The organism is Actinosynnema sp. NPDC050801 (assembly GCF_040673975.1).
Lineage (GTDB): Bacteria > Actinomycetota > Actinomycetes > Mycobacteriales > Pseudonocardiaceae > Actinosynnema.
In genome coordinates this window covers 376,692-393,878 of the sequence record NZ_JBFAQZ010000001.1, presented here as the reverse complement: position 1 = coordinate 393,878, position 17,187 = coordinate 376,692, and the positions used below count along the sequence as shown (strand labels likewise).

The window sequence follows — 17,187 nt, the reverse complement described above, 5'->3', positions numbered from 1 at the left end:
TCCACCGACCGGTCCGCGGCACGGACGCCGACGCTATCCCGGCGGGGTGATCACGGGCGGCGGATTCCGGGCATCCCCGACCCGGTTTCGTCGTGGGCGAACGAAAAGGCCGGCCTCCCGCGCGGGGAGACCGGCCTTCGTCGCTGTGCTAGGCGAAGATGCCGAACACGTCGACGACCAGGTGCGTGTAGCCCGCGTTGTTGTAGTACGAGTGCGCGGGGCGGTACACGCCGGCGTCGTAGTCGTACGCGCTGCCGAAGCGGACGGCGGCCATGTTCGGCGAGGTCTGACCGGGCACCAGGTTCAGCGCCGACGTGTTGGGCCTGCTGTAGCCGGCCGGGTACGCGGTGATGTAGGTGTGCGCGGTCGGCTCCGTGCCGGTCAGGTTCATCAGCAGGCTGTTGCCCGGCACCACGTCGGGGTGCATGAACAGCAGCGTGAGCGTCTCCGACGGCCAGATCGACTCGCCGTACTCGCGGGTGTCGAACGAGCGGGTGGGTGTCACCGCGTAGAAGTCGGCGCCACCGCTCTCGGTCGGCAGGTAGTACCCGGTGATGTCGACGACCAGGTTCAGGAAGCCCGCGTTGTTGTACAGGTTGACCTTGCGGTCGGCACCCAGCGCGACGGTCACACCGTTCGGCGTGGCGCCACCGGGCACGACGTTGAGGCTCGACGCGGTCGGCCGGTCCGAGCCGGACGGCCACGCGGTCACGTAGGTGCTCTCGGTCGCGTCGACACCGGTGATGTTCAGCGACACCGCGGTCGCGCCCGAGGGCACGCTCGCCGAGGTGAAGTCGATGCCGCGCGACTCGCCGGCGTAGAAGGCGCCACGCGACGTGCTGCGCGAGTCGTAGACGCGCGCCGGGCCGGTGGCGAAGAACTTGGCGGGGGTGGAGCCGACGCCGGGATTGTCGCGGACGTAGTAGCCCGCGACGTCCGCGATCAGGTGGGTGCTGCCCGCGTTGTTGTAGAGGTTGACCGTGCTGTCGGGCGACACCCAGGTGGTGACGGAGTTGGCGCGGGTCTCACCCGGCACCAGGTTCAGGGTCGACACGCCGGGCCTGGTGATGCCGCCGCCCTCCCACACCGTCACGTAGGTGGCGGCGGTGGGCGAGGTGCCGGTCACGTTCAGCACGACCGACTCGGTGTACTGCGGGACGTCGCCGACGCGGACCTCGATCCGGCCGCCGGCGCCGACCGGCGCGGTGACGCCGTCGCGGCCGAGGCCGCTGCGGGTGTCCAGGACGCGACGGGGAGCGGTCGGGATGAACCGCGTGCCGTCGAACGGCTCGGCTTCGGCTTCCTGGCCGGTGCTCCCGGCCTCCTTCGCGCCGAAGGGGCGGCCGAGACGACCGGCACCGCCCGGCGCCAGCTCGGCGCGGGCGATCTTCTCCCCGTTGTGGGCGGGCTCGGCGGTGGCCGGGGCCACGCCGGTCACCACGGCCGCGGTCGCCGCCGTGGCGACGAGCAGCGCTGTGGAACGACGCATCGATCCTCGTTTCTGGGCAGGGCGAAGTAGGTGGAAGAGCGAAAGGGCCGGCCTCCCGCAGGCGGACCGGCCCTCCGTCGCTCTCCCGGGGCTCGACTAGGCGAAGATGCCGAACACGTCGACGACCAGGTGCGTGTTGCCCGCGTTGTTGTAGAACGAGTGCGCGGGGCGGTACGTGCCGTCACGGTCGTCGTACGCGCTGCCGAGGCGGACCGTGGCCATGTTCGGCGCGGTCTGGCCGGGGGCCAGGTTCAGCACCGAGGTGTTGGGCTTGGCCTCGCCGGCCGGGTACGCCGTGATGTAGGTGTTCTGGGTCGGCTCGGTGCCGGTGAGGTTCATCAGCAGGCTGTTGCCCGTCACCACGTCGGAGCTCATGAACAGCAGCGTGATCGTGTCGCCGGGCAGGATCGGCCAGCCGTGCTCGCGGGTGTCGTACGAGCGGGTGGGCGTGACCGGGTAGAAGTCCGCGCCGCCGTTCTCGGTGGGCAGGTAGTACCCGGTGATGTCGACGACCAGGTTCAGGTAGCCCGCGTTGTTGTACAGGTTGATCCTGCGGTCGGCGCCGATCCCGACGGTCACGCCGTTGGGCGTGGTGGCACCGGGCGCCACGTTGAGGCTCGACGCGGTCGGCCGGTCGGAGCCGGACGGCCACGCGGTCACGTAGGTGTTCTCCGTCGCGTCGACACCGGTGACGTTCAGCGACACCGCCGTCGCGCCGGAGGGCACGCCCGCCGGGGCGAGGTCGACCGTGCGCGTCTGGCCGGCCCAGAAGGGGCCACCGCTGTTGCGGGAGTCGTACACGCGGGCCGGGCCGTTGGCGAAGTACCGACCGGGGGTGGTGTAGTCCGGGCTCGGGTAGTCGTAGACGTAGACGCCCGCCACGTCGGCGATCAGGTGGGTGCTGCCCGCGTTGTTGTAGAGGTTGATCTTGTGGTCGATCGACACCGAGCTGGTGACCGAGTTGGCGCGGGTCTCACCGGGCACCAGGTTCAGCACCGACACGCCGGGCCTGTCCACGGCGCCGCCCTCCCACACGGTCACGTAGGTGGAGGCGCTCGGCGAGGTGCCGGTCACGTTCAGCACCACCGCGAAGGTGAACTTCGGCAGCTCGGCGATGGCGACCTCGATCCGGCCGCCGGCGCCGACCGGCGCGGTGACACCGTCACGGCCGAGACCGCTGCGGGTGTCCAGGACGCGACGGGGCGCCGGCGACGGGATGAACCGCCCGGCGCCGTAGGACTCGGCACCCACCCCCTGGCCGTCGGTCTTCTTGGTGCCGAAGGGAACCCGGTCGAACGACGCCTCGGTGCGGGCGACCCGGTCCCCGTTGTCGACGGGCGCGGGCTCGGCGGAGGCCGGAGCCGCGGCCGTCACCACGGCCGCGCTCGCCGCCGCGGCGACGAGCAGCGCGGTGGAACGACGCATTGATCCTCTTTCCTGGCTGCAAGGGGAACTGGCGACGTCGGTCCACCAACCCGTCCGCGGCGCAGACTCGCGGACGTGGGCAGCGCGGTACGCGACCCCCCCGTGGGACGAGCCCCCGACTCGACCGAACGGCCGGGACGCTACCCCAGGAACACGACCGCGCGAAAGCGAAATGTGGTCGGTTTTCACTTTTTCCGTGCGGTGCGCGGAATGGCTGTCCCGCCGGCGGGCCGGCCATTCCTCTGTGGACTGTCCGGACCGGACGAAAAAGGCCGGCCCCGTGGGGGACCGGCCTTTTCGTTACTCGTTCAGCCGTGTTTCACGCCACATCGGCGTGCGAGTGGTGCTCCTCCACGTGCAGCGAACGCAGGGACGCCGCACGGGCCTCGGCCCGCTGCGCCCGCGCCGGCACGCCGTTCACGCTCTCCGTGCTGATCGCGTACGACGCCGCCACCCACGCCAGCGCGTCGGCGTTGCGGTCCAGGGCGACGCGGTCCAGGTTGCCCAGGTTGTCACCCGAACCGTGGTAGTTGGGGTCGTAGGCGACGCCCGCCGTGCCGCCCCACTTCGCCGCCTGCGCCTCGGTCTTGATGCCCTCGGCGCCGGTGAACAGACCACCGGCCGGGATGCCCTGCGCGATGAACTCGCCGTAGTCCGAACGGCCGCTGAAGTCGGTGCCCTCGGTCTGCACGCCCTTCTCGACCGTCAGGTACTGCACGAACGCCTGCTCGATCTGCGCCGAGCCGTACGGGCCCTCGCCCGCGCCGACACCGTCGGAGTTGTCACCGTCGTAGACGAAGTACGCCGCGTTGGGCGAGCCGATCATGTCGAAGTTCAGGTACAGCGCGATGTCGAGCTGCTGCTCGAACGTCAGCGACTGCACGTACTTCGTCGACCCGACCAGGCCGAGCTCCTCGGCGCCCCACCAGCCGAACCGCACCGCGTTGTTGACCTTCGGCGACCCGCCGAGCTTCAGCGCGGTCTCCAGCAGGCCGGCCGAGCCGGTGCCGTTGTCGTTGATGCCCGCGCCGTCCTCGACGCTGTCGAGGTGGGCGCCCGCCATCACGACGTTGTCCGTGCGACCGGTCTTGGTCTGCGCGATCACGTTGCGCGAGACCCGGTCCTCCTCGTGGTAGCGCAGGTCGACGGTCACCGGCTGGCCACCGAGCTGGGCCAGCGCGTTGCCGTCGGCCTGGGTGACGCCGCCAGTGGGCACGAGGCCCGGCGAGCCGAGCGTGACGCCCGCCAGCGTGCCCTCGCGGTTGTTCGAGATGATCACCGCGACGGCGCCCGCGGCGGCCGCGTTGCGGTGCTTGACGTCGAACGTGCACGAACCGCGGCGGATCAGGGCGACCGCGCCGGCGAAGTCCTGCCCCGCGAAGTCGGTCGCCTCGCAGCCCGGGGTGGTGTCCTCGGGCACGACGCGCAGCGGGGCGGTGATGCCGCCGACCGGCGTCTGCGGCGAGAACTCCAGCGGGATGTTCTCGTAGGTCGTCGAGCCGACCTTGGCGGTCGCGGCGTCGGTGATCTGCACCGGGTAGGTGAACTCCGGCGTGGTCACGTCGAAGCCCGCGCCGCGCAGCTTGCCCGCGACGTACTCGACGCTCGCGTCGTAGCCCGGCGTGCCCGCGGCGCGGTTGCCGTCGTTGCGGTCGGCGATGCGCTGGAAGGCGATGAGGTGGCGGTGGACACCTTCCACCGTGACGTTCTTGGTGAGGTTCTTGGCCAGCTTCGGCCCGTCGAGCGTCGATGCCGAGGCGACGTTGACGGCCGGAACGGCGACCAGTGCGAGGGACGCGGACGCTGCGAGGATCGCCGCGCGTCGGATCCCTGTTCTACCTGACATGATCGAGTTCCCCTTCACTACGGATGCCGAACCATCACAAGTGACGGGGGTGAAAACAATCCGTCACTCGGTGGGTTCTCGCCCTGTGAGCAAGGGCAAGCACGGCGTGACACCGGTCACCTCCAGCGCCCAGTCGGGTCGGCGCAGCGTCGCCGGTGTCACCAGCAGCCGGATCTGCTCGGCCGGCTCACCGCGCCGGACCTGCGTGAACGTGCCGTCCGGCCGGTAGCCGAGCTTGCGGCTCACGCCGTGCGACGCGAGGTTGTCGGCGAACGCGCTCGACCGCGCCGCCACCGCGCCGAGGTGGTCGAACGCGAACACCAGCACCGCCGCCCGCATCTCCGTGCCGATCCCACGACCCTGGTGCCGCAGCCCGAGCCACGACCCCGTGGTGACCTCGCGCAGCACCGGGAAGTCCTCGGCGCCCAGGCCCTGGGTGCCGACCACCCGGCCGTCGAGGCGCACCACGAAGTTCACCGTCCACCGCCGCGGCGACAGCGTCGAGCGGACCCGCCAGTAGTGCTGGAGGGTGTTCACGCCCAGCCGGTCGCGCGGCGCGTCGGTCCACTCCAGGCCGAACGGCATCCAGTCCGGCGCGTGCACGCCGTCCAGCGCCAGGTCCGCCAACTCGGCCAGGCCCTCGTCGTCGTCCGGGCGCAGTTCCAGGCGGGGCGTGCGGAGCACGAGGTCGTGCAGCGGCCAGTGCTTCATGCCCGTCGATGGTGGCGACCGCGCGTGCGGAGGGCGACCGGATTACCGTCGGATCATGCGCGCGATCACCACTCGTGGACCCGGCGGACCGGACGTGCTGACCTGGACGGAGGTTCGGGATCCCGAACCCGGGCCGGGCGAGGTGCTGCTGGACGTGGCCGCTACCGCGGTGAACCGGGCGGACCTGCTGCAACGCCAGGGCCACTACCCGCCGCCGAAGGGCACGTCGGAGGTGCTCGGCCTGGAGTGCTCGGGCACCGTCGCGGCGCTCGGCGACGGCGTCACGGGCTGGCAGGTCGGCGACCAGGTGTGCGCGCTGCTGGCCGGCGGCGGCTACGCGGAACGGGTCGTCGTCCCCGCCGCCCAACTCCTGCCCCTCCCGGGGGGCGTCGACCTGGTGACCGCCGCGTCACTGCCCGAGGTCGCGTGCACGGTCTGGTCGAACGTCGTGATGGCGGCGCACCTGGAAGCCGGCGAGACGTTCCTCGTGCACGGTGGCGCGGGCGGCATCGGCACGCACGCCATCCAGGTCGCCAAGGCGCTCGGCGCCCGCGTCGCCGTCACCGCCGGCTCGGCCGAGCGGTTGCGGCGGTGCGCCGAACTGGGCGCGGACGTCCTCGTGAACTACCGCGAGCAGGACTTCGTCTCCGAGGTCCGCCGCGCGGACGTCGTGCTGGACAACATGGGCGCCGCCTACCTGGACCGCAACGTCGACGTCCTCGCGCCGGACGGCCGCCTGGTGATCATCGGCCTCCAGGGCGGCGTCAAGGGCGAGCTGAACATCGGCAAACTGCTGTCCAAGCGCGCCAGCGTCACCGGCACCGGCCTGCGCTTCCGCCCGGTCGACGGCCCCAACGGCAAGGGCCGGATCGTCACCGAAGTACGCGAGCACCTCTGGCCACTGATCGCATCAGGCCAGGTCAAGCCCATCGTCCACGACCACCTGCCGATCACCCGCGCCGCCGACGCCCACCGCGCCCTGGAAGCCGGCCACGTCTTCGGCAAGCTCGTCCTCACCACCTGACCCTTCACCCACCTCGCCAGAACAAGGGTTCCGTGTCATCCCGCCGACCTGGCTACGCCCAACCGCGCGTGTCAAGGGGGCACTCTCATCCCTACCGCACCTTGCGCTGGAGCGGCCCCCTTGACGCGTGTGGTTGCCCTTGTGGAGGTCGGCGGGATGACACGGAACCCGACCACCAACACAGCCGCACAGACCGTCCAAACCCCGTCATCCTGCTGATCTGCCCGTCCGGCGAGGACGCTCTTTGTTTTTTGATCTTCCCTCTTGGCGACTCACTCCAACGCCGTCGCACTAGCCAGGAACGTCCGCGGCGTCGTCCGGAACCTCAACGCGAACTCCTCCGCCCACCGCAACAACACCGTCTGCTCACCGGGCCGCTCCGCGTCGTCCACCAACACCGCCGCCCCCGGCGCGAGCACCCCGCGCAACACCGGTAACGCCGGATACCTCGCATCACCCAACAGCGGCCCGTCCACCAGCAGCAGGTCCACCAACCCGTACCGCTCCACGTACGCCGACACCTCGTCGTGCACGAGCTGCGGGTGGTACCACTGCGCGTTCCCCAACGCCGCCGGGTGCGGCGTCAGCGGCGCGTGCACGACCCGCGCCACGTGCCCGAGACCCTCGCGCCGCAACTGGCTGGCCACGAACGCCGCCGTGCGCTCGTCGTGCTCGACCGACAGCAGGTGCCCGAACCCGCGCCGGGCCAGCAACCGCGCCAGCACCACCGACGACGCCCCGCACCCGCACTCGACCAGCACCGTCCGCGACCCGAGCAGCACCTCGTCCACCACGGCCGCCAGCGCGGCGGGGCGCAGCTCGTGCGCCGTGTTGGGCAGGTACTCCGACATCAGGGGCGCCAGGCGGTGCAGGGCGGCGAGATCGGCGAGCTCCCGTGACAGCAGGTCGTCCACCCATCTCCCCCGGTCTCAGCACACCCGACCTCACCCCAGCTCGGCGACCGCCCGCACGAGCTCGTCCACTTCCACCGCGTTCGTGTAGTGCGCCAGGCCGACGCGGATCGCCCCGCCGACCTCGCCCACGCCCAGCACCGAGAACACGCCGTGCTGCCCCGAGTCCGCGAACGCGCACACGCCCCGCTCGGACAGGTGCTCGACGCCGTCGGTCGCCTTCACGCCGGCCACGGTGAACGCCAGCGCGGGCACCCGCCGCATGGCGTCGCCGATCACCATGACGTGACGGAGCGATCGCAGTTCGTTGATGAGGTTAGCCAGAAGTCCCGCCTGGTAGGCCTTCACCGAACCCAGCGACGTGAGCACGCGCTCCCGGCGCGGACCCACCGCGGCGTCGTCCATCCCGGCCAGGTACTCGACCGATGCCACCAGGCCCGCCAGCAACGGGTAGGCGTGCGGGCCCAGTTCCAGGCGTTCGGGACCCCGCGCGCCGGGCTCCACGGCCACCGAGGGCAGCAGGTCGAGCATCGAAGGGTCGCGGAACACCAGCGCGCCCACCGGCGGCCCACCCCAGTTGTTCGCCGAGACGGCCACCACGTCGGCGTCCATCGCGGTGATGTCCAGCGGCACGAACGGCGCGGCGGAGGAGGCGTCCACCACGACCAGCGCGTCGGTGCGGCGGGCGGCCTCGGCGATCTTGCGCAGGTCCGGTCGGGTGCCGACGGAGCCGGACGCGGCGGTCACCGCGACCAGCTTGCACTTGGGCGTGACCAGGTCGTCGTACTGCCAGGCGGGCAGCTCGCAGGTCTCGATGTCGACCTCGGCCCACCGGACCACGCTGCCGGTGCGCTGCGCGGCCCGCTGCCACGGCGCGATGTTCGCCGGGTGGTCCAGCCGCGACACCACGACCTCGTCGCCGAGGAACCAGCCCTCGGACAGCGCGTCGGACAGCCGTTGCAGCAGCACCGCCGAGCTCGGGCCGAGCACCACGCCGGCCGGGTCGGCGCCGACCAGGTCGGCCACGGCCCGCCGGGCCGCGTCGACGATGGCCTCGGCGCGTTGCGAGGCGGGAAAGATGCCACCCGGCCCGGAGACGGGTGCGCGCAGCGCGGTGGAGACGGCCGTGGCCACCTGTTCGGGTACTTGCATCCCCGCAGGAGCGTCCAGATGAACCCAGCCGTCGCCGAGCGCGGGGAACAGCCCACGGACTCGGGCGACGTCGAACGCCATGCCGCACACCGTACGGAGGACGCCGCCCCGAGCGACAGCAGGGGCCGCGGGTTTGCCACCCGATCTGTGACCCGGTTCGGCGTGCGCCACCCGATCGGGCCAGGATGGGAGGCATGAGCGAGGCATCCCGAGACGATCAGGTGGACAACGAGCGGCACGTGGTCGTGGTCGGCCCGGACGGCGCCCCGGTGGGCGCCGCACGGCTGCCGTCCGGCGACGACGCGGGCGGCCAGGACGTGACCGACCTGGTCGAGCAGCCGGCGAAGGTCATGCGGATCGGCACGATGATCAAGCAGTTGCTGGAGGAGGTGCGCGCCGCACCCCTGGACGAGGCCAGCCGCAACCGGCTCAAGGAGATCCACAAGCGGTCCATCGACGAGCTGGAGGACGGCCTCGCGCCGGAGCTGCGCGACGAGCTGGAGCGGCTCTCCCTGCCGTTCACCGAGGAGGGCACCCCCTCCGACGCGGAGCTGCGGATCGCCCAGGCGCAGCTGGTGGGCTGGTTGGAGGGCTTGTTCCACGGCATCCAGACGGCGTTGTTCGCCCAGCAGATGGCCGCGCGCGTCCAGTTGGAGCAGATGCGCGGTCGCGCGCTGCCCGCCGGCACGGGTCACGCCGACGGGGAGAGCGGTCCGCACATCCGGGGGACTGGTCAGTACTTGTAACGTTCCGGTGCGGCGGTGAGGTCGTGGACTGGACAACGGGCACCGCGCTGCCCGAACGTGTTCACCGCCACACCCGCGAGAGGAGCCGTCAAGTGCTCGACAAAGTCCGGCACAGCCCGTTCGTCGAAGAATTCCGGAAGCGCGTGCGCGGCAAGATCTTCCGGGTCATCGACGACGTCGTGCGCCCCTACCACCACGAGCAGGCCCAGCGGATCGCCCGGCTCCAGCACGAGGTGGAGCAGCTGCGCAGGCAGGCCGACCGGGCGGTCGACGCCACGGTCCAGTACGAGGTCCGCGCGCGGCGCGACCTGGTGTTCGCCGGTGAGCAGGAAGCGGCCCTGGAGAGCGCCCGGTTCGTGCGCAGGCACCTGCCGACCGCGCCGCACTTCGGCCACCCGCACGCGACGCTGGAGCACGGCCTCGGCCTGGTCGAGGCCAAGGGCATGGCGCTGGAGTTCGGCGTCTACACCGGCGGCACGCTCAAGCTGATCGCCACCGCGTTCGAGGGCCGCGACGTGTACGGCTTCGACTCGTTCGAGGGCCTGCCCGAGGACTGGCGCAACGGCTTCCCGGCCGGCCTGTTCGGCATGGACGGCCTGCCGGACGTGGACGGCGCCGAGCTGGTCGTCGGCTGGTTCGACGACACCCTGCCCGCCTTCCTGGACAGCCACCCCGGCCCGGTGTCGTTCCTGCACGTCGACTGCGACCTGTACTCCTCCACCAAGACCGTGCTCGACCTGGTCGGGCCGCGGCTGGTGCCCGGCACGGTGATCGTCTTCGACGAGTACTTCAACTACCCGGGGTGGCAGGAGCACGAGCACAAGGCCTGGACGGAGTACGTCGAGCGCACCGGGATCGAGTTCGACTACTGCGGGTACACGTACGATCACGAACAGGTGATCATGAAGGTGACCGCGGTGCCGGAGGCCGGCGAAGCAGGGGTGACCGCACCGTGACAGCCCGGCGACAGGGCCCACACCCCGTCGCCGGTAGTCTCACCACTCGTGCAACCCACGAGTACGGTCGAGCGGCCTCCCGCTCCCCTGGCACCCAACTCGCGCACGTTCGCGCGCGCGTTCGGCGACGTGCGCGACGCCTGGCGGCAGCGGGAGCTGTGGGGCCACCTGGGGTGGCAGGACATCAAGCAGCGGTACCGCCGGTCGGTCATCGGCCCGCTGTGGATCACGATCTCCATGGGCACCACGGCGCTCGCGCTCGGCCTGCTCTACTCGCAGCTGTTCAACCAGGAGCTGGGCACGTTCCTGCCGTACGTCACGGCCGGGTTCATCATCTGGCACTTCATCCTCGGCGTGGTGACCGAGGGCACCGAGGTCTTCATCGCCAACGAGGGCCTGATCAAGCACCTGCCCGCGCCCATAACGGTGCACGTGCTGCGCATGGTGTGGCGCCAGACGCTCTTCCTCTTCCACAACCTGGTCGTCTACCTGGTCGTCGTCGCGATCTTCTTCCCGACGCTGACCGAGAGCTACAAGATGGAAGGCGACAAGATCCTCCAGCCGGGCCTGTCGTGGACGGTGCTGCTGGCCATCCCCGCGCTCGCCCTCGTCGTGCTGAACGGGGTGTGGGTCGCGCTGCTGTTCGGCATCATCAGCACCCGGTTCCGCGACATCCCGCCGGTGATCAGCAGCTTCATCAACCTGATCTTCTTCATGACGCCGATCGTCTGGCACGTCGGCGTGCTCAACAAGGTCACCGGCGGCGAAGGCAGCGGTGAGAACGGCGACTGGCGCATGCTGATCGCCGAGCTGAACCCCATCTACCACTACGTGGAGATCGTCCGCGCCCCCATGCTCGGTCACGCGCAGGACTGGCACCACTGGGTGGTCGTCGGCGCGTTCACCGTCGTGGGCTGGGGACTGGCGCTGATCGCGATGCGGAACTACCGTGCCCGCGTCTCCTACTGGGTCTGAGTGAGGCCGCAAACACATCATGGTCAGCATCGACGTCTGGAACGCCTCGGTCGACTTCCCGATCTTCGACGCCAAGTCGAGGTCGCTGAAGAAGCTCGCGCTGGGCAAGGTCGGCGGCAAGATCGGCTCCGAGGGCCGCGTCCCGATCATCGAAGCCCTGCACGACATCAACATCTCGCTGCGGCACGGTGACCGGGTCGGGCTCGTCGGCCACAACGGCGCCGGCAAGTCCACGCTGCTGCGGCTGCTCGCGGGCATCTACGAGCCCACGCGGGGCAGTTCGCGCGTCGTCGGCAAGGTCGCGCCCGTGTTCGACCTCGGCGTCGGCATGGACCCGGAGATCTCCGGGTACGAGAACATCATGATCCGCGGTCTGTTCCTCGGCATGAGCCGCAAGGAGATGGAGAAGCGGGTCGACGACATCACCGAGTTCACCGAGCTCGGCGACTACCTGCAGATGCCGCTGCGCACCTACTCGACGGGTATGCGGGTGCGGCTGGCGCTGGGCATCGTGACGTCGATCGACCCGGAGATCCTGATCCTGGACGAGGGCATCGGCGCCGTCGACGCGGCGTTCATGGCCAAGGCGCGCGACCGGATGAACGACCTGGTCAAGCGATCGGGCATCCTGGTGTTCGCGAACCACTCCGACGACTTCCTCGCCGAGTTCTGCACCACGGCGATCTGGATGGACGAGGGCAAGGTCAAGATGCAGGGATCGCTGCGGGAGGTGCTCACCTCCTACAAGGGGCGTGACCCGTTCGAGAACATGGCCCCGGAGACGCTGGAGCGGATCGGTCAGCCGAGGGTGCTGAGCGGGAACGGTGGCGAGTAGGTGAGCGTCGTGGGCGCACTGCCGGAGGGCTCCGTCGTCGGGGTCGTGGTGACCCGGCACCGGCGCGAGTTGCTGGCCGACTCGTTGAAGGTGCTGGCCTCGCAGACCCGCCCCCTCGACCACTTGGTGGTCGTGGACAACGGGCCCGACCAGCCGGTCGACGACCTGGTCGCGCAGTGCCCGATCCCGACCACCTACCTGGCCTCGCACCGCAACCTGGGTGGCGCGGGCGGGTTCGCGCTGGGGATGCTGCACGCGCTGTCGCTGGGCGCGGACTGGCTGTGGCTGGCCGACGACGACGGGCGACCCGCGGACGAGACCGTGCTCGCCGTGCTGCTGGAGGAGGCGAAGCGGCGCAAGCTGGCCGCGATCTCGCCCATGGTGACGAACATCGAGCGGCCGGAGAAGCTCGCGTTCCCGTTGCGGCGCGGGTTGACGTGGAAGCGGAACGCGGCCGAGCTGGGCACCGACTTCCTGCCGGGCATCGCGTCGCTGTTCAACGGTGCGCTGTTCAAGGCGTCCACGGTGGACGTCATCGGCGTGCCGGACTACCGGCTGTTCTTCCGGGGCGACGAGGTGGAGATCCACCGGCGGCTGGTGCGCACCGGCCTGCCGTTCGGCACGTCGTTGAAGGTCGCCTACCTGCACCCCGACGGTTCGGACGAGTTCAAGCCGATGCTCGGCGGCCGGTTCCACGCGCAGGACCCGGAGAACGCGGTCAAGCGCTACTACACCTACCGCAACCGCGGGTACCTGCTGTCGCAGCCGGGCATGCGCAAGCTGGGGCTGCTGGAGGCGTTCCGGTTCGGGCTGTACTTCATCGCGGTGCGGCGCGACCCGAAGGCGTTCCTGGAGTGGCTGAAGCTGGTGCGCCTGGGTCAGCGGGAGCGCTTCTTCCGCAAGTGAGCCGCCCGCGTTCAGCTTGGCGCGGAATCGCTGACGGCGAACCTGTCTTGCCTGGTCAACCCACCGATGGTGGGCTGTCGGCATGACTTCTGAAGCGCGTAAGACGACGCTGGTCCTGCACCTGGCCGCGAACCCGAACCCGATCTCCGTCAAGATATCCCAGGAGACCGCCGAAGACCTCGGCTCACGCCTGATCCAGGTCGTGCGCAACGGCCACACCCAGGCCATCACGACCGCCGACGGCAAGGAGTTCGTGGTCAACTTCAGCCACGTCGTCGCCGCGCACTTCGACTAGCCACGCGGCCCTCGGACCGGCGGCCTTCGACGGTCCCCGGCGGTCACGAGCGCCTCAGCGGTCGGCGGTCCTCAGTGCCTCAGCGGTCGGCGGGCGTCAGCGGTTCTCGAACACCTTGCGCCACTGCTCGGCCGACGTGAGGTCGGGCAGGGCGTCGCGGTACTGCCGGCGCAGCCGGGGCCACTCCTTGCCCAGCCTGCGGTAGTTGCGGACGGCCCTCGCCATCAGGGTGCGGAACTGCTCGGGGTCGCGCTTGTAGAACGCGACGCCGGTGCCGTCGGCCGTGGAGACCGTGGCGCTGTCCAGGTTGCCCAGCAGGAACCACCGGGCGTTGAGGGCGGGCACGTTGAGCTGCGGCCGGTCGCCTGCGGCGGGCTGCGGCGGGCGCAGGTTGTGCAGCACGGACTTCGCCGCGCGCACCGCGATCGTCGCCTTGCTCCTCGACGGCTGGAGCAACGCCTCCGCGCGCACCATGTCGAACGTCGGCGGCGGGAACTCGCGCGCCGACTCCAGGCGCTGGGCGTCGCTGAACTCCGCCCGCATCGCCCGCACCATCGGCAACGCCGTGCGCAGCGAGTCGAACAGCCCCGCCGGGCCCGCCAGGAAGTCCTCGATCGCCTTCTGCTGCAACGCCACGGTGGAGTACTCCATGGACAGCAGGTGCCGCAGCGACAGCTTCAACCCGTGCTTCACGATGACCGAACGCACGTCGTACGGGCTGTGCAGCGCGGCCAGGACCAGCCGGTTGCGGGTGTGGAAGTAGGCCTGCCAGTCGGTCGAGTCGTTCTTGTCCGTCCACGGCATGTGCCACACCGCCGAACCCGGCAGCGACACCGTCGGGTAGCCGTGCTCCAGCGCCCGCAGCGAGTACTCGGCGTCGTCCCACTTGATGAACAGCGGCAGCGGGTAGCCGGTCCGCTCCACCACCTCGCGCGGGAACAGGCACATCCACCAGCCGTTGTAGGTGGCGTCGACCCTGGGGTGCAGCTCGGGCGTCTCGCGCAGCGACGACGTGGCGAAGTCGTGGTCGGTCACCGCGCCCGGCGCGGCCCGCCAGAAGCAGGTGCCCAGGTCGACGATCTCCGCCGTGCTGTGGATCCTGGTCCTGGCCTGCAGGTTCAGCATGTGGCTGCCGACGATGACCGGCGACGCCGCCGCCCGCGCGAACGCGTTGGACCGCAGCACGGCCTCCGGCTCCAGCCGGATGTCGTCGTCCATGAGCATGATCTGGTCGGCGTCGGTGTGCTCGACCGCCTCGAACATGCCCCGGGTGAACCCGCCCGCGCCGCCGAGGTTGTCCTGCTCGATGACCTCCAGGCGGCCGCCGAGCCCGGCCTCCGCCTCCGCGAAGCCCGCCACCGAACGCACCTTCACCGCGCCCTGGTCGGCCACGAACACGTTGCTCACGACGTCGAGCACGGCGGGGTCGCTGCCCAGCGCCCGCAGCGCCGCCACCGCGTCGTGCGGGCGCATGGTGGTGATGCTGACCGCGACCTTCTTCGCCGGCAACGGCGTCCGCACGGCCCACTCGGCGTCCTGGATCTCCAGCACCGCCTCGTGCGTGAACACGTCGAACCAGATCAGCCCGCCGTCCTCGAACGGCCGCAGCGACACCGGGAACTCGAGCGTCGTCCAGTCCGCCGCGTCCCGGACGAACTCGCCCTCCAGGTGCACGACGTCGCCGCTGGGCTTGGAGCGGTACACGTCGACCCGGCCGGAGCCGCGCACCCGCATCCGCAGCACGACCTCGTCCACGACCGTCCACCGCTTCCAGTAGCTGGCGGGGAAGGCGTTGAAGTAGGTCGCGAACGACACCTTGGCGTGCTCGGGCACGGTCAGGCCGCGCCGGGAGTCCACCTGGCAGTGCACGTTCTGCGGTTCGTCCAGGTACATCGGCCGGACGTCCAGCGGGTCGTCGTCCCTCGGCAGGATGATCCGGTGCACTGCGTCCACAACAGGTCCCTACGGTGAGAAGCGCGTGAGGAGGACGGGGAGGAAGAGAAGCGGGGCGACCCGCGAAGGGCCGCCCCGCCACACCGATCAGAGGTCGTACAACCGCTGCCAGTTCTCGCGGCTGGTCAGCTCGCCCATCGCGTCGCGGTAGGCGCGCTGCATCTCGGGAGCGCGCTGGTACAGCTCCTTGAGCAGCCTGGTGCCCTGCTTGCCGAGCCGGATGGCGAGCTCGCGGTCGCGCCGCCGGACCCGCACGCCCTCCTGGGACGCGTCGGTGACCACCGCGGTGTTGAACAGCGACACGTGCCACCACGCCGAGTCGCCCGCGGCCACCGCGCCGACGTCGTGCACGCTGCGGCCGAGGAGCTGGTTGACCACGCGCTTGGCCAGCACCGGCGCGAACAGCCGCGGCGCGGGCGGCGCCGTGATCAGCGGCAGGTCGCCGGACGAGATGCCGGGCACCTCCGAGGCCGGGTGCTTGATGGTCTCGGGGAACTCGGCGCGCAGCTTGCGGATCTCCGCCGCCGCCTCGACGCCGCCGTCACGCAGCACGTCGGGGCCCTTGAGGAAGTCCTCGATGGCCTTGAGCTGGGTGGCGGCCAGGCCGTACTGCATGCCGACCAGGTAGGTGGCGAGCTGGCCCGCCATGGACCGGCAGATCCGCTTCGGGTCGAACTGGCTGTGCAGCGCCGAGGTGATCAGGGCGTTGCGCAGGTTGAAGTACCGGTGCCAGTCGTCCCAGTCCTTCCAGTGGAAGTCGGCGTGCCACACGCCCGCGCCCGGCAGCGTGACCGTGGCGAACCCGTGCGCCCGCGCGCGGAAGCCGTACTCGATGTCGTCCCACTGGAAGAACAGCGGCAGCGGGTAGCCCACCGCCTTGACGATCTCCGACGGGATCAGGCACGACCACCAGCCGTTGTAGCCCGCGTCGACCCGGCGGTCCTGCACGTTGCGCTTGCCGGTCTCCTCGTCGTACCCGGTGAGGTCGGCGTCGTGCAGCGCGCCCTCCACGACCTGGCCGGGGGCCAGCGTGTCGAGGTTGGCGTACTCCGCGCCCACGTGCAGGTGGTTCGGGTGCAGCAGGTACAGCATCTGGCCGCCGACGATGACCGGCTGCGCGGTGCGGTTGGCGAACGCGGTCGTGCGGACCACGATCTCCGGCTCGCACAGCACGTCGTCGTCCATGAAGAGCACGTTGGCGTGCTCGGCGTGGTCGACCTCCATGACCTCGTAGAGGCCGCGGGTGAAGCCGCCGGCGCCACCGAGGTTGGGCTGGCGGATGTAGCGCAGCTTGTCGCCCAGCGCGGCGGAGACCTCGGCGAACCGGGGCCGCGACTCGACCGCGTCGCTGCCCTGGTCCACCACGTACACCGCGTCGACCAGGCCGAGCGGCTCGGAGTCGGACGCGAGGGCCGCCATGGTGTTGAGGCAGTCCTCGACCCGGTTGAACGTGCAGATCACGATCGCGGTCGGCCGGACCCGCCTGGGCGGCGCGACCGTCCACCGGGCCTGCTCGACGACCAGCTGGTGCTCACCGGTGACGACGTCGAACCACAGCGCGCCGCCGTCGGTGAACTTGTCGATCTTCGCCGTCATGGTGACGACCTGGGTCTTCGCCCCGGAGACCTGCTCGGCGACGATGGTCCGGGACTCGCCCTCGGCGTCGGACGCGACGACCGAGACCGTGCCGGAACCGGTCAGGGTCAGGCTCAGCTCCACCTCGGGGCTGACGCACCACCGCTGCCAGTAGGTGGCCGGGAACCGGCCGAAGTAGGTGTTCATCGACACCGTGGCGTGCGGGTGCACGACCAGGCGGTGCCGCTCGCGGTCGGCGATGCCCTGGGAGATCTCGGCGTAGAGGTCCTCCGAGACGATCTGCGACGGCCCGGCGAACAGGCCGCGTTGCGCCAGCAGTTTCTCCGGAGCCTCGTGCTCGACGAGGGTGGAGTTGCCCGACATAACC

The 17,187-nt window shown here is 70.6% G+C and carries 15 protein-coding genes; 7 read left to right on the top strand and 8 right to left on the bottom strand.

All coding sequences use genetic code 11. The features are described 5' to 3' along the window. Positions 1–148: 148 nt before the first annotated feature. The 4 genes from AB0K14_RS01915 to AB0K14_RS01900 all read right to left on the bottom strand — a co-directional run bounded on the left by AB0K14_RS01915 (position 149) and on the right by AB0K14_RS01900 (position 5,471). Positions 149–1,489, bottom strand: a complete 1,341-nt coding sequence (locus tag AB0K14_RS01915; protein WP_360454447.1) for a hypothetical protein — start codon at positions 1,487–1,489, stop codon at positions 149–151. Positions 1,490–1,585: 96 nt separating this feature from the next. After that, positions 1,586–2,914: a hypothetical protein gene (locus AB0K14_RS01910; protein ID WP_360454444.1), complete on the bottom strand. Its 1,329-nt coding sequence runs from the start codon at positions 2,912–2,914 to the stop codon at positions 1,586–1,588. A 319-nt stretch (positions 2,915–3,233) separates the two neighbouring features. After that, positions 3,234–4,760 (bottom strand): M28 family metallopeptidase, encoded by a 1,527-nt coding sequence (locus AB0K14_RS01905; RefSeq protein WP_360454441.1) that lies wholly within the window; start codon positions 4,758–4,760, stop codon positions 3,234–3,236. A gap of 63 nt (positions 4,761–4,823) precedes the next feature. Then, the gene (locus AB0K14_RS01900; RefSeq protein WP_360454438.1) at positions 4,824–5,471 is read right to left on the bottom strand and encodes a GNAT family protein; all 648 of its coding nucleotides are present in this window, start codon (positions 5,469–5,471) and stop codon (positions 4,824–4,826) included. Positions 5,472–5,526: 55 nt separating this feature from the next. Here AB0K14_RS01900 and AB0K14_RS01895 point away from each other — a divergent pair, with 55 nt between their 5' ends. Further along, positions 5,527–6,495 (top strand): NAD(P)H-quinone oxidoreductase, encoded by a 969-nt coding sequence (locus AB0K14_RS01895; RefSeq protein ID WP_360454435.1) that lies wholly within the window; start codon positions 5,527–5,529, stop codon positions 6,493–6,495. A 272-nt stretch (positions 6,496–6,767) separates the two neighbouring features. On the opposite strand, the gene AB0K14_RS01890 is transcribed toward AB0K14_RS01895, so the two are convergent. Together AB0K14_RS01890 and AB0K14_RS01885 are read right to left on the bottom strand one after the other, a co-directional pair. Continuing rightward, complete coding sequence (locus AB0K14_RS01890; protein ID WP_360454432.1) at positions 6,768–7,409, bottom strand: class I SAM-dependent methyltransferase; 642 nt, start codon at positions 7,407–7,409, stop codon at positions 6,768–6,770. A gap of 30 nt (positions 7,410–7,439) precedes the next feature. Further along, positions 7,440–8,639, bottom strand: coding sequence for a cysteine desulfurase-like protein (locus AB0K14_RS01885; protein ID WP_360454429.1), 1,200 nt, complete (start codon positions 8,637–8,639; stop codon positions 7,440–7,442). A gap of 113 nt (positions 8,640–8,752) precedes the next feature. On the opposite strand from AB0K14_RS01885, the gene AB0K14_RS01880 reads away from it, so the two are divergent. The 6 genes from AB0K14_RS01880 (at position 8,753) to AB0K14_RS01855 (ending at position 13,271) form a co-directional block, all read left to right on the top strand. After that, positions 8,753–9,304 (top strand): bacterial proteasome activator family protein, encoded by a 552-nt coding sequence (locus AB0K14_RS01880; protein WP_360454426.1) that lies wholly within the window; start codon positions 8,753–8,755, stop codon positions 9,302–9,304. 92 nt (positions 9,305–9,396) lie between these two features. Beyond that, a complete protein-coding gene (locus AB0K14_RS01875) occupies positions 9,397–10,260 on the top strand; it encodes a class I SAM-dependent methyltransferase (RefSeq protein WP_360454423.1) in 864 nt (287 codons plus the stop codon). Between the two features lie 48 nt (positions 10,261–10,308). Continuing rightward, positions 10,309–11,235 carry an ABC transporter permease gene (locus AB0K14_RS01870; RefSeq protein WP_360454420.1) on the top strand — a complete coding sequence of 309 codons (927 nt, stop codon included), beginning with the start codon at positions 10,309–10,311 and terminating at the stop codon, positions 11,233–11,235. Positions 11,236–11,254: 19 nt separating this feature from the next. Continuing rightward, positions 11,255–12,070 carry an ABC transporter ATP-binding protein gene (locus AB0K14_RS01865; protein ID WP_360454417.1) on the top strand — a complete coding sequence of 272 codons (816 nt, stop codon included), beginning with the start codon at positions 11,255–11,257 and terminating at the stop codon, positions 12,068–12,070. A gap of 9 nt (positions 12,071–12,079) precedes the next feature. Then, positions 12,080–12,976: a glycosyltransferase family 2 protein gene (locus tag AB0K14_RS01860; RefSeq protein ID WP_360454414.1), complete on the top strand. Its 897-nt coding sequence runs from the start codon at positions 12,080–12,082 to the stop codon at positions 12,974–12,976. 82 nt (positions 12,977–13,058) lie between these two features. Continuing rightward, the gene (locus tag AB0K14_RS01855) at positions 13,059–13,271 is read left to right on the top strand and encodes a hypothetical protein (protein WP_360454411.1); all 213 of its coding nucleotides are present in this window, start codon (positions 13,059–13,061) and stop codon (positions 13,269–13,271) included. Positions 13,272–13,367: 96 nt separating this feature from the next. Here the strand turns inward: AB0K14_RS01855 and AB0K14_RS01850 are convergent, their stop codons facing one another. Continuing rightward, positions 13,368–15,224, bottom strand: coding sequence for a glycosyltransferase (locus AB0K14_RS01850; protein ID WP_360454408.1), 1,857 nt, complete (start codon positions 15,222–15,224; stop codon positions 13,368–13,370). 87 nt (positions 15,225–15,311) lie between these two features. Continuing rightward, a complete protein-coding gene (locus tag AB0K14_RS01845) occupies positions 15,312–17,183 on the bottom strand; it encodes a glycosyltransferase (protein WP_360454405.1) in 1,872 nt (623 codons plus the stop codon). Between the last annotated feature and the right edge of the window lie 4 nt (positions 17,184–17,187).